Genomic DNA, 12,557 nt, shown 5'->3' with positions numbered 1-12,557 from the left:
TTTTGTGGCATCATCTGCCTTCCCGGCAACCGCCGGCAGGGTACAGACCGCCAACGACGCAGGCATAGAGTGCATGTTTCTCGATGACTTCCATACGCTTACGGATGGGCGTATCCGCATTTCCGCACAGCAGGCCAGCCAGTTCGCCAAGCGCATTGCCGGCGACTACAACCCCATCCACAATCCGGATGCGCGCCGCTTCTGTGTGCCCGGCGATCTGCTCTTTGCGCTGGTGCTGGCGCGCTTCGGCCTTTCCCAGCACATGACCTTCCGCTTTCTGAACATGGTCGGGGACGGCACGCCGCTATGCTTCGACGAGCAGGACGATGGCCGGATTCTCGTCCTCGACGAGAGCGGCAAGTGTTACCTGGACGTCGAGCGCAGCGGCGAGACGACCCGCGATGAGGCGGTGGTGGAGGCCTTCACCCGCAGCTATGTTGCCTTCTCGGGCAAGAACTTCCCCCACTATCTCAAGCCGCTGATGGAAGAGAAGGGGGTGATGTTCAACCCGCGCCGACCGCTGGTGATCTACGACAGCATGGGGTTCTGTCTGGACCGCCTGGATGCTCCTGCGCCGGGCCTGAAGTTCGTCGATTCCTCTCTGGAGGTGACCGGCAAGCGCGGCGATGCGCTGCTCGAGTTCCGCATCCTGGCAGGTGACGAGGCCATCGGCACCGGCTCCAAGAAGCTGGTGGTCAGTGGACTCTGTGACTATGACGCCGAGGCCATGGATGAGGTGGTCGCCGAGTTCTACCGCCTCAAGGCCGCCTACGAGGCCTAGGCCTGAATCTCAGGTCACCACGGTGACCGGGCAGGGCGCCAGGTCGATGACCCGGTGACTGACGCTGCCCAGCAGGGATGACTGCCACTTGCCCAGGCCACGGCGACCCATGACGACCATCGGCGCCGCTTCGGCGTGATGCCGGGCCCGAGCGACGATAGCCTCCGGGACGTGCTCTCCCTCGCTTACCACCTCCTCGATGCCGTGCGGCACTTCGCCCAGGGCCTCCCTGGCCCGCCGGAAGGCCTCGCCGGACGGGCTGTCATCCTTCTCCTTGGTGCCCGCAGGGCGGCCGTCCGGCCGGCAGAAGACCAGTTCCACCGCCACCTCGGCGTGACGGGCCAACTCGCCTGCCAGGGCAGTTGCCTTCAGGCAGTGCGTGGAGCCATCCACCGGCACCAGCACCTGCCCCAGGCGCGCCGCGTCGGACAGGCCAGCCTTGGCATGCACGATGGTCACCGGGCAGCGGGCCTGGTGCACCACTTCGTTGCTGATGCTGCCCTTCATGAACTTGCCGACGTCACTCAACTGTCGGGCCCCCAGCACCAACAGGCAGCCGGCTTGCTGATCGGCGTGCTCGAGGATGGCGCGGTCGGGATGGCGGACGAAGCTGGCGTCCTCGAGCAGCACCTCGTCAGGTGCCTGCGCCAGGCCCGGGTCCAGCGCCTTTCGCGCTCGGGCAAAGGCCTCGGTGGCCTTGTCCTGGCGTCGTGCCCTGTCGTGGTCGGCCTCCGCCTGGCGGTTGGCGGGGATATCGCTAAGCTCCGCCGGGTTGAGCGGCATCACGTGCAGCAGCTGCAGCGGCGTCTCGAGCAGCCTGGCCAGCAGGCTGGCATGACGCGCCGCCGCCTGCGACGACGGTGATCCATCCACGGGCACGATCACCAGCGAGATCGGCTCACTCATCGACATCCCCTCCCCGTTTCATAACCGCGATCATGCAGATACTGTAATCGACAGCCGGTGTCGAGGGGTAGGTCCGCCAGGTTCGCGCTGGTGTTGCGGCATCGCGCCGGCCGGTGCTGGGCAAGGGCGGTGGCCGTGCCGTAAGGTTCGGGAATTGTCTCGCCAGAGGATGACGACCCGATGATGCGTACGCTGCTGCTGGAGGCCGATGGCCGAGTGACGAAGGGCGGGGAGGAGCTGATTGCGTGCTGGCGCGACGATGCGGGAAGCCGCATCTGGATCGACCTGCAGGGCGAGGGCCAGGTGCGCGAGCGCGAATTGCTCGAGGCCTTCGACTGCCACCCCCTGGCCATCGACGACGCCCAACGCGAGCGCCACCCGCCCAAGATCGAGGAGTTCGAGACTCATACGTTGATCCTCTATCGCGGCATCTCCTCCTTCGATGCCGAGCTCAATTTCACGCCTCAGCAGGTTGCCTTCTTCGTCGGTCAGCGCTCGCTGATCAGCCTGCACCCCGGCACCGCACTGAGCATCGACCGCGTGCTGGGCCATGAGGGCGAGACGCTGCTGCGTCGTTCCCCCGAGCACGTGGCGCTCAAGGTCATGAACGTCTCCGCCGGCTACTATCTCGACAGCCTGCTCGAGTTCGAGAATGCCCTCAGTGACCTGGAGGATGCGCTGCTGGAGGATGGCAGTGACGCGCTGATGCGCAGGGTCATCGCCTACCGCTCGCGGCTGGTGAAGATGCGCCGGGTGTTCCGCTATCACGTCGGCATCACCCAGGAGCTCACCGCCTACGACTACGAGCATCTGCCACGCGACAACGATGACACCTTGCACGCCATCAACGACGTACACGAGCGCTTCGAGCGCCTGTATAGCCTGACCCAGATGTATTACGACATCTGCGGCGACCTGATCGACGGCTACATCTCGCTCTCCTCGCACCAGCTCAACATCACCATGCGGGTGCTCACGGTAATCACCGCCATCTTCGTCCCGCTCACCTTCATCGCCGGCGTCTATGGCATGAACTTTGCCCACATGCCGGAGCTTGCCTTTCGCTGGGGCTACTTCGTGGTACTGGGGATCATGCTCGCCATCGGCTTCGGCCTGCTGTGGCTGTTTCGGCGCAGGAAGTGGCTTTGAGCCTGGCGGCCCGCGTGGCACGTTGACGCGGAACACTTGGCCAGAACAAAACTAGCCTTTAGTCTCATGGGACTTTCTTCATTTCTGGCCCCGACATGCACCCACAGCGCGCCCGACTGCACAACGAGCTCCATGCCCGGCCCTCGATCTACTTCGAGGAGCCAGCGCACCTTCACCACTACGCCTTCCTCGATGGTGACGGCATCGCCGCGGACATCCTCGGCCGGGTTGCCGAGGTATCCGGCAGGACCCCCGACATCGAGGCGGCCCAGGAGATCCTCGAACTCGGCGACCAGACTCTGAAATGGGAGCGTCATACCGAATTCTTCACCCTGACTCTGCTGGTACCGAGGCCTGACCGCGGCGAGCCCTGGCCGGCGCCTCCGCCGCTGCTGGCGGAGGTCGCCGCCGAGCACAGTTGGGCGCTGATCAGCGCCACCCTGATCCTGGTGGAGGCCGAGGCCTCCTGGGGCGGCGACGCCGAGGCCTTCGGCTTTCGTGACCCCGCCGGGTCAAGTGTGGGCGATGGTGATGCCACCGTGTGGAGCGACTTCCGGCTCACGGCGGCAGGCGTCAACCGCCTGCTGCTGGTCAATCGCGGTCTCAATGCCTTCCGCCTTGGGCGCATGACCCGACGGCTGCTGGAGATCGAGACCTACCGCATGATGGCCTCGCTGGCCCTGCCGGTGGCCAAGCAGATGAGCCTCGAGCTGCGCGACTACGAGCTCGAGCTCAGCGAACTCTCGGAGCGCAATACCGAAGACGGGGAGGAGACCTCTCGACCGCTGCTGGCGGCCATTTCCGCGCTCTCGGCCCAGCTGGAACGCGCCGGTGCCCGCTCGCGCCAGCGCTACAGTGCCACCGAGGCCTATGCGCGGATCGTCTTCAATCGCATCGACGAGCTGCGCGAGGAGCGCCTCGGTGATCGCCCTCGGCTGGGGACCTTCATCCTTCGCCGCTTCCGGCCGACGGTGCATTACTGCGCCGCGATTAACCAGCGCCAGGAGAGCCTGGCGGAGAGTGTGGCGCGGCTCAACGACCTGTTGCGGACCCGTGCGCAGGTAGAGATCGAGGCGCAGAATTCCGAGATCCTGCAGAGCCTCAACGAGCGCACCAGCAGCCAGCTGAAGATCCAGAAGGCCGTCGAGGGGCTGTCGGTCATCGTCATCAGCTACTACCTCTTCAGCTTGTTCAAGCTGGGGTTGCAGAGCCTCGGCGCCCTCGGCGTGATGATCGAGCCTATCGTTGCCGCCGCTGTGTTGGGACCGCTGAGCCTGGGCATCATCGGCCTGCTCGCCTGGCGGATACATCGCGTCAAGAATCACTGACCACAGGGCCACTCGACCCCTGCCGCAGCCTCCCGCGATGAGGGCTGCGTTCTCTGCAGGTCGCTGCCCTACGGCCCCGGGGCTCTGCTCAGGCCACGGCGCGGATCGATACGCGATTGCCGCCCGAGGCCTTGCTGAAGTACATGGCGTTGTCGGCGTGGTCGAGAAGCTCTTCGAGCGACTCACCCTGCTCGGGATAGGACGCTACCCCCACACTGATGGATAGCTTGTCGTCCTTCACAGCATTGACGAGACGCTGCATCATGTTCCTGCCCCCGGCTGCATTGGTATCAGGGAGCAGCATCACGAACTCGTCCCCGCCGTAGCGAGCCAGGACGTCGCTGCTGCGCTTGCACTCCACCAGCCGTTGCGTCAGGCCCCGGATGGCCTGATCACCGGCGCCGTGTCCCTTGGTATCGTTGATGCGTTTCAGGCCATCCATATCCATGGCGATCACGCAGTAGGGGCGCCCCGAACGCCTGGCCATCAGGTGGATCGGCTTGGCCAGGTCGTCGAAGGCACGTCGGTTGAACAGGCCGGTCAAGGCATCGCGGCTGGCCATCTTCAGCAGGGTACGGTTGGAGACATGGATGGCATCGACCAGTGCCGCGGTCAGGTAGCCGACGATCAGCAGGGCGACGATGCTGGTGCCGACCGGCGCCAGGTTGGCAGTAGTCAGGATGTGGGTGCCCAGGAGATGGAGCAGCAACAGCTGGCAAGCCGCAATAGCCGCCACCTCGAGCATCGTGACCAGCACGCCCAGGGTCAGGGCGCTGGTAACCACCGCCAGCAGGTAGAGACTCGCCAGCGGACCGGTCACACCTTCCGTGTTGTAGAGAAACCAGGTGATGAAGACGATCATGGCCCAGGTATGCAGGGCCAGCAGCCAGCGCTGCTTTTCCCCGAAGAAGTACAGCCGGCTGGCCAGCAGGCTGAAACCGAAATAGCCGAAGGTCGCGGTCAGCACGCCCAGCCCCCCTTCGTCGGGAAGGCCCATGATCACCAGATAAAGCATGACGATGGTGACCAGCAGCCATTCGATCTGATAGAGACCAGCGGAAAATCCCTGGATCTGCACGCCTTGGGGATCCCACTCCAGGGGCGGCAAGGGGTCTTGATCGGACATCGCGTTGTCTCGCTGGTCTAGGGCGGCCATGGTGTCACGCTACCCTAAACTTCATTGAGCTTCACCTGAATTAGCCATTGGGCTTGCCGTGGATCAATTCGCCGCGGCGTGTCGCCGGCGTCACTTCAGACCTCCTTCCGCAGCGGCGCCTGCTTGACGCGGTAGCGGTTGCGATAGAGGGCGCGGCCGGCCAATTCTCGGCGAGGGCGAGGCCGGCTATTGCGGCGTGAGGCGTCTTTCCAGCGCCTTCAGGAAGGCCCGGATACGGGCCGCGTTGGTGCCCACGTCGCCGCGGCCTAGCCGCGAGGCAGACCGCATATCGACCTGCACGCCGTCAGGCGTCTCGGTCAGGCGGATCACCACATCGTCCTTGAAGCCGAACCAGGTGGTGGTGGCGGTGGCCTCTATCCGGGTATCGTCCACCGCGGCGATCTCCCAGCCGGCGTCGCGTGCCTCGGCCTCGGCGGCGGCCAGTACCTCGGGGAGCGGAGCATCCAGCACCAGCGGCTGGATCGCCGGGTAGGCCTCGCGCTGCTGGCGGGCGGTTGCCTCACCGGGGTAGTCCACGGCATTGGGGGCGGCTTCCCGGGCCTGCACCAGGGCGTCGAAGGCGGGCGGGTCCTGCATATCGGTGGTGATGTCGTGGATGGGCGGCACCGCCTGGGCCTGCTGCAGCTGCATCCAGGGCACCGTGACCAGCACGAGGCTGGCCAGGATCACCAGCCCGCTGAGCAGCGCCGGTAGTGCGCGACGGGTGAAGGCGGCGATGAGCAGCGCCAGCAGGCCCAGCCCGGCGGCACCCAGGGCGATGTAGGCGCCATAGCGAAGCATGCTGAAGGCATCGCCCAGCGAGAGCAGCCCGGTACGATAAGTCGGCCCCGCGCCGGCCATGGACAGGGCCGCCAGGAGGGCCAGGATGCCCCCGGCCAGCGCCAGCTTGAAGGCCAGTCCCACGCCTCGATGGCCCGATGTCATGTACTCTCGTGTCATGCCGGTTCCTCGCGTCGGTCAGCGGTGTCCCCTTAAAGGGAGTAGCGCTCGTCATGCCCGGGGCATGGGCAGACGAGGGTCAATCCAGCACGATCAGGTGATTGGGCAGTTCGTTGCGCTCGTGGGTGGCCGGCACCTGCTCCTTGAGATGTTCGCCGCAGGCCTCGATGCACGTCAGGAAACCCTGCAGCGTCTCGCCGGCCTTCACCTGCCGGGTGAACGCCGCCACGATGGATTGCCAGGCCTCGTCACTCACGCGCTCGGAAATGCCTCGGTCGACCAGGATTTCCACGTAGCGTTCGGCTTCGGAAACGAAGATCAGCATCCCCGTTCCCCCTTCGGTATGGTGCAGCTCCTGCTCCAGGAACTGCCGCCGGGCGAGGTTGGCCGCCCGCCAATGGCGAATCGATCGTGGGATCAACTTGGTGGTGATGGTGGGGATGCGGAACACCAGCCCCAGCACGATGAAGGTCGCCCACTGCACCAGCGTCAGTTCGTAGGCCGTCAACCAGCCGGGAAAGTAGTTGATCGCACCGGGCACCACCAAGGCCAGGAGGCCGGCCCAGAGCAGCGGGATATAGGCATAGTTGTCCGCTCGCGGAGCCAGTACGGTGACCAGCTCGGCATCGGTATCGCGTTCGACCCGATGGATCGCCTCTGCGACCTGACGTTGCTCGTTTTCACTCAATAAAGCCATGGGGGTCGTGATCTCCGAATCTTGATTGTCGTGTCGGTGCCGCCACCGGCCGGAATGCCGGGTTACCAGCCGCCGGAAGCGCCACCGCCACCGAAGCCGCCGCCCCCACCGCCGAAACCACCGCCGCCGCCGAGGCCGCCACCACCGCCGCGCGACCCGCCGCCGAGCGCACCGCCCAGCAACATACCGGCAAGCAGGCCGCCGCGACCGCCGCGTACCAGGGTCATGACGATGGCCATCATCACGAAGAAGAGTATCGAGGCTGGTCCTTCGGGTTCCTGACCCCGAGCCTGGGGGCTGGCGGCGTCGCTGGTATCCATCGGCTCGCCGCCCAGCACCTTGATGATCGCCTCCACGCCCTCGGTGATGCCGCGGGCGTAGTCGCCCTCGCGGAAGGCTGGCGTCAGGATCTGGTTGACGATCACCGAGGACTGGGCGTCGGTCAGTCGACCCTCGAGGCCATAGCCCACCTCGATGCGGACCTTGCGCTCATTCGGCGCGACGATAAGCAGGGCGCCGTTGTCCTCCTCTGCCTGGCCGATACCCCAGTGGCGCCCCAACTGATAGCCATATTCCTCGATGGTGACGCCCTGCAGGTCGGGCAGGGTGGCCACGACCAGTTGCTCGGTGGTCGCCTCTTCGTGGGCCGCGAGTTGCTCGCTCAGTCGTGATTCGGTGGTCTCATCCAGCAGCTCGGCCTGGTCCACCACGCGACCGGTCAGTTCGGGAAAGTCAATTTCCTGGGCCTGAAGGCCGACCGCCGCCGACAGCAGCAATACCAATAACGGAATGCGCAGAAGATCGCTCATTCAAACTCCACCTGAGGGGCCTGGTCCGCGTTCTCGGTCGTGGCGTCGAAGGTCTCGCGAAGCGGCATGTCGCTGTAGAGGATGCTGTGCCACAGGCGGCCGGGGAAGGTGCGGATCTCGGTGTTGTAGCGCTCGACCGCGGTGATGAAGTCGCGGCGCGCCACGGCGATGCGGTTTTCAGTGCCCTCCAGCTGCGACTGCAGGGTCAGGAAGTTCTGGTTCGACTTCAGCTCGGGGTAACGCTCGGACACTGCCATCAAGCGGCTCAGTGCCCCGCTGAGTTGCTGCTGAGCCTGCTCGAACTGGCGCAACTTTTCCGGATCGTCCAGCGACTCGGCATCGATCTGGATGGACGTGGCCTTGGACCGTGCCTCCACTACGGCGGTCAGGGTCTCCTTCTCCTGCCGGGCAAACCCCTTGACCGTCTCGACCAGGTTGGGCACCAGGTCGGCGCGTCGCTGATACTGGTTCTCCACCTGGGCCCAGGCCGATTTCACCTGCTCGTCATAGGTGGGAATGTTGTTGATGCCGCAACCCGTCAACAACATCGCCATGATCAGCACAATCGCCAATCGCCAGACGCGAGGGTCGGGAAGCGTGGTATGTCTCGTCAGCATGGGGCGGTCATCCCTGTCATTGATTCGATGAGGTCCAAGGTACAGCTCAGGTTGGTGTGAAGGAAGCGATGCCATGCCGACACGCTGCCTGGCAGAGAACAGCACGGCCCTGGGTGGTGCAAGGCGTTGCGTAGTGATAGAGAATGTGACACTGATCGGCACCCTGCAACGAGGCCCCATGAATTCCACCATCGAACTTCTGAAGTCCCACCGTTCCATCCGCAAGTTCACCGACCAGCCGGTCTCTCGCGAGCTGCTTGAGGCGCTGATCGAGGCCGGCCAGGCCGCGGCTACCTCCAGCCACGTCCAGGCCTACTCGGTCATCCATGTGAAGAATCCCACCAACCGCGAGACGATCGCTGAGCTGGCCGGCGGCCAGTCCTACGTGGCCACCGGCGGCGCCTTCCTGGTCTTCTGTGCCGACATGAAGCGTCCCACCGAGGCCGCCGAGCGTACCGGTGCTCGGGTGGTGCGAGGCATGACCGAGCAACTGCTCGTGGCCAGCGTGGATACCGCCCTGATGGCTCAGAACGTGGCCATCGCCGCGGAATCCGAGGGGCTGGGCATCTGCTACATCGGCGGGGTGCGCAACAATCCCCAGCAGATCAGCGACCTGCTTGAGCTGCCGGACCACGTCTTCCCGGTGTTTGGTATGTGTCTCGGCTATCCGGCCCACGATCCGGACGTGAAGCCGCGCCTGCCGGTGGCGGCGATCCTCAAGGAAGACACCTACCGCGACAACCGCGAGCAGGTGGAGGCCTTCGACGAGACCATGAACGCCTACTACCAGTCGCGAAAGGGCGGCAACAAGGCGAGCACCTGGTCGCAGAACCTCTCCCCGCTGTTCGACACCAAGCTGCGCCCCCACATGCGCGAGTTCCTGGTGAAGCGCGGCTTCGAGATGAAGTGAGTCACCGCCTCAGCCGTGGATGTAGCGTAGCCGGGCATCGCGGCGCATTCGCAACATGGTGATCACATTGGTCAGGAAGATCAGGCTCTCGGCGATGGTACCGCCGATCGAACCGGCCAGCAGATTGCTGATCACCCAGCACAGCGCTGCGATGGCCAGGGCGGCGCGCATGGCGATCCCGCTCAGCATGAACATGCCCCAAGTGCCCAGCAGCCCTGCCGTCAGTGCGGGGATGTCCCGTGGGCCGCTCCAGGTCAGCGCCGCCACCGCCAGGGTGGCGGCCAGCATCACCAGCATGAGCACGAGGTGGCGTGGAAAACGGCGCACCAGGGCGATGCGCAGTACGATCAGCGCCGAGATGCCCGCTGCCACCCAGCTTTCGAACAGCGCAAACTGCGCGGCGAAGGCGACATTGGCGAACAGCAGCAGCACGAACAGCTTGTCGTCGCGCTTGCTGGCGAAGGCCACCAGGCACAGCGCCAGGGCCACCAGGCTGACGCCCTGGCCCAGCAGCCATCTCAGGCCGATCTCTTCCATGGAAATATCCGCTGTCGAGATGAGGATAGGTGGGATTACGCCATGCTATCACGCCGCTATGGCGATGCTGGCGATACCGTCAGATTGACGCCGCTGATGAAGGCGCCGTCGCCCGACACACTCAGTTCCATTGTGCCGCTATCGATCAGGTTCAGGCGTTGCAGTTGCTCTGGTGAAATTCTCAACCGGTATTCCCCGGCGATGACGCCTGGCACAATATAGAAACCGTCCCAGCTGCTTGTCGTGCGGGCCAATATCTCTTGCCGGTTGTTGAGCAATTCCAGCTCTATATCTCCGACACCGCGCTCGACACCATCTTCCAGCAGGTAGACCGTGCCATCGATTTCCGTGCTCATGCGCACCGGGAACTCCAGGCTGGTCACGTTGCCCGGGCGCGGCACCAGTCTCAAGCCTTCGATTGCCGGCGCCCATTGCGGGTCTACCAGCGTCGCGGTGTCTATCCCGATGTCGAGATGCTGCTTCACCGGCAAGTGATCAACATAGGCGATACCTTCCGCATCCGTGCGGGCCCGGTGTCTGCCGCCGTTGACCATGAATCCAGCCCCCGGCAGCGGCTCCTCATTGGCGCCCATTACGCCATCGTTGTCCTCGTCCAGGAACACTCGCACGGAAGCGGCGCCGGTGTTCGCCATGGGCTTGGCATCGAAGCGCCAGTCGGAGCGCCTGTCATCTCGACCCATGGCAATGAACAATTGCGCCCCGAGAGCGATATCTCCTGTGTCTGCATAGCTGGCATTAACGCCCAACCCGAAGCGGCCCAGGTTTTTGGTAAAGCCGGCGGAATATTGGGTTTCGGGGGAGGCAAAGGTGTGGGCGATGCCCAGGGTCCCGCGGTAGCCGTTTGCCAGATATTTCTCGGCGGAGAGGGCTAACGAGGAGATGTCACTCTCCGAGCCCAGCTGGTAATCGATCTGGCTGCGCAAACTCATGTCGCGAACACGGCGGCTGACCTGCAGGCTGCCGTCAGTGTGCTCGCTGTCATCGGAGGCGCGCCAGCGAAGGGTGTTGGTGAGGGCCGTGCGATACACATAAGCGGAAACCCGGGCGCTGACATCGGTACTGGTCCTGCCGGACTCCCGCTCGTCGCGCCTGGCCTCGAGGGTGACGGGCATGCGCGAGCGCGCCAACAGCGGAAGGGTGCCGGTGAGTCGAAGCGCATCACGGGTGAGAATGGGATCGCTGGTGTCAGGAAACAGCTCACTGGTGAAATCGGTCAGCAGAATGCGGCTCGCGTCCACGGCCACGCCGCCGATACGGGTCTGGACATCGAGCTCGGCCAGCGAGCCACCGTCCATCGCCTGGACAAGGCCCCCGCCGAGGCTCAGCGATTGCCAGAAGGTGCGTACCCCCAGGGTGGAATAGAGCTCCTCGTCGCCGTCCACCGGTGCCCGGATCAGCCCGGCCGAGGCGGTCAGCGCGCGCGCGAGACCCAGGTCGAACTGGGCGATGGTTCGAGATTGCCCGTCGTCGTCCCGGTGCTCGGTCACGCTGTACTGGAATTCGCCGGGGAGAACCATGGATTGATCCAGGGGGAAGCTGTATGGCTCTACCCGTGTCTCGCCCAGGGGACCATGGAAAATCAGCCGGAAGTCATTGCGGCCATAGCTCAGGGGCTGGTCCTCGAAACGATAGCGGCCATCGGCATCGGCCTGGGTGAAACCCACGAGGGCACCATTGTAATAGAGCTCCACGTCCCATCCCGGCGGCAAGTCGCCCTCGAACGTCTGACTATCGAAGCTGGTGGGCCGTGTCAGGGGGCGATTGCTCAACGTCACCCCCTCGCCGCTGATACCGCGGGAAATATTCTCGACGCTGGGGGTCGAGAGACTGCCGAACTGGAAAGACCGGGCATGCAGCGGGCCCAGCAGGTTTCCGCCGGGGTCGTGGCGCCCGAGCGTGGCGCGTATCTCCGGCGAAGGGTCCTGCAGGCCGCTGGAAAAGTAGAGCGAGGATTCCATGCCCAGCAGATCCCCGGTGAGGAAAGCGGTATAGGTCGCGTCGCTCTGGGTACGGCCATTGTTTCGCTGCAGTTCGGTGGTCAACGTCTGATCGATGAATGGCATGCTCCACAGCCGGTATGGCTGCTCGTGGTGGGGATAGCCGGGATCCTCATAGCCACCCGGCATTCCGACACGAGCCCCGAGACCTTCCCGAGCCAGGCGGGTCTGCAGGGGCAATGCCTCGAGGGCATGAGCGCGCAGGAAGAGACCGGCACGGTCGATCTCGAGTGACAGCGGAAGCCAATCTTCGAGCAGGGACACCGCCACATAGATATCGTCCGGCTCTACCAGCACCAGCGCCGGATCGAAGCTCTCGGTCTTCCCGGCCAGGGTAACGCTGGCGCTGTCCAGGTTCAGGCTGAACCCGCGATCCTCGCTGAGGATAAAACCGCTGGCGACGCCTTCTCCTGGCTGAGTCTGGATGGCGATGGTCAACAGCCTGGCCAGTTCGCCCAGCGGCAACAGGGTATGCTCACCCACCTCATAGGCCGGAATGGCGCCTGACAGGATAGCCTGGTCCAGGCGCACTTCCAGGATCAGGAGCTCCGGTTCTACGGCCGGTTCCTGGGCCGAAAGAACCGGGGCGTAGACCAGTACGCAGGCCAGCAGCACTAACAACAACACCAGCCTAGACGCCAGCACGGCCAACGTACTGGCACGATGGGCGATAGCGGATGTCATTTACG

General features: G+C 64.6%; 12 protein-coding genes. 4 read left to right on the top strand and 8 right to left on the bottom strand.

What is annotated here, in order from left to right:
* The first annotated feature begins 73 nt into the window (after positions 1–73).
* Positions 74–781, top strand: coding sequence for a DUF3581 domain-containing protein (locus tag BMY30_RS10305; RefSeq protein WP_089713310.1), 708 nt, complete (start codon positions 74–76; stop codon positions 779–781).
* Between the two features lie 9 nt (positions 782–790).
* Here BMY30_RS10305 and BMY30_RS10300 read toward each other — a convergent pair whose 3' ends face one another.
* Positions 791–1,687, bottom strand: coding sequence for a universal stress protein (locus BMY30_RS10300; RefSeq protein WP_170840114.1), 897 nt, complete (start codon positions 1,685–1,687; stop codon positions 791–793).
* Between the two features lie 180 nt (positions 1,688–1,867).
* On the opposite strand from BMY30_RS10300, the gene BMY30_RS10295 reads away from it, so the two are divergent.
* Positions 1,868–2,836: a magnesium transporter CorA family protein gene (locus tag BMY30_RS10295; protein ID WP_089713306.1), complete on the top strand. Its 969-nt coding sequence runs from the start codon at positions 1,868–1,870 to the stop codon at positions 2,834–2,836.
* A 95-nt stretch (positions 2,837–2,931) separates the two neighbouring features.
* Entirely contained in the window at positions 2,932–4,164 is a 1,233-nt protein-coding gene (locus tag BMY30_RS10290) for a DUF3422 domain-containing protein (protein WP_089713304.1), read from the top strand.
* Between the two features lie 88 nt (positions 4,165–4,252).
* Here BMY30_RS10290 and BMY30_RS10285 read toward each other — a convergent pair whose 3' ends face one another.
* The 5 genes from BMY30_RS10285 to BMY30_RS10265 form a co-directional block, all read right to left on the bottom strand.
* Entirely contained in the window at positions 4,253–5,290 is a 1,038-nt protein-coding gene (locus tag BMY30_RS10285; protein ID WP_170840113.1) for a GGDEF domain-containing protein, read from the bottom strand.
* A gap of 216 nt (positions 5,291–5,506) precedes the next feature.
* A complete protein-coding gene (locus BMY30_RS10280; RefSeq protein WP_089713299.1) occupies positions 5,507–6,280 on the bottom strand; it encodes a DUF1499 domain-containing protein in 774 nt (257 codons plus the stop codon).
* A 79-nt stretch (positions 6,281–6,359) separates the two neighbouring features.
* On the bottom strand, positions 6,360–6,977 hold the full coding sequence (locus BMY30_RS10275) for a TPM domain-containing protein (RefSeq protein ID WP_089713297.1): 618 nt from the start codon (positions 6,975–6,977) through the stop codon (positions 6,360–6,362).
* A gap of 62 nt (positions 6,978–7,039) precedes the next feature.
* The gene (locus BMY30_RS10270) at positions 7,040–7,786 is read right to left on the bottom strand and encodes a TPM domain-containing protein (RefSeq protein ID WP_089713295.1); all 747 of its coding nucleotides are present in this window, start codon (positions 7,784–7,786) and stop codon (positions 7,040–7,042) included.
* Entirely contained in the window at positions 7,783–8,403 is a 621-nt protein-coding gene (locus BMY30_RS10265) for a LemA family protein (RefSeq protein WP_089713293.1), read from the bottom strand. Before BMY30_RS10265 ends, BMY30_RS10270 begins: the two co-directional genes overlap by 4 nt.
* A gap of 178 nt (positions 8,404–8,581) precedes the next feature.
* Between BMY30_RS10265 and nfsA the strand changes: the two genes are divergently transcribed.
* A complete protein-coding gene (gene nfsA / locus BMY30_RS10260) occupies positions 8,582–9,313 on the top strand; it encodes an oxygen-insensitive NADPH nitroreductase (protein WP_089713454.1) in 732 nt (243 codons plus the stop codon).
* A 9-nt stretch (positions 9,314–9,322) separates the two neighbouring features.
* Here nfsA and BMY30_RS10255 read toward each other — a convergent pair whose 3' ends face one another.
* Both BMY30_RS10255 and BMY30_RS10250 read right to left on the bottom strand, forming a co-directional pair.
* The gene (locus BMY30_RS10255) at positions 9,323–9,850 is read right to left on the bottom strand and encodes a YgjV family protein (RefSeq protein ID WP_089713290.1); all 528 of its coding nucleotides are present in this window, start codon (positions 9,848–9,850) and stop codon (positions 9,323–9,325) included.
* A gap of 56 nt (positions 9,851–9,906) precedes the next feature.
* Positions 9,907–12,552 (bottom strand): hypothetical protein, encoded by a 2,646-nt coding sequence (locus BMY30_RS10250; RefSeq protein WP_139195510.1) that lies wholly within the window; start codon positions 12,550–12,552, stop codon positions 9,907–9,909.
* Positions 12,553–12,557 lie beyond the last annotated feature (5 nt).

The sequence above is a fragment of the Halomonas daqiaonensis genome (genome assembly GCF_900109725.1).
In the GTDB taxonomy this organism is placed as follows: domain Bacteria; phylum Pseudomonadota; class Gammaproteobacteria; order Pseudomonadales; family Halomonadaceae; genus Halomonas; species Halomonas daqiaonensis.
Note: the sequence above shows the minus strand (reverse complement) of the source record. Positions and strands in the feature narration are given on the sequence as shown.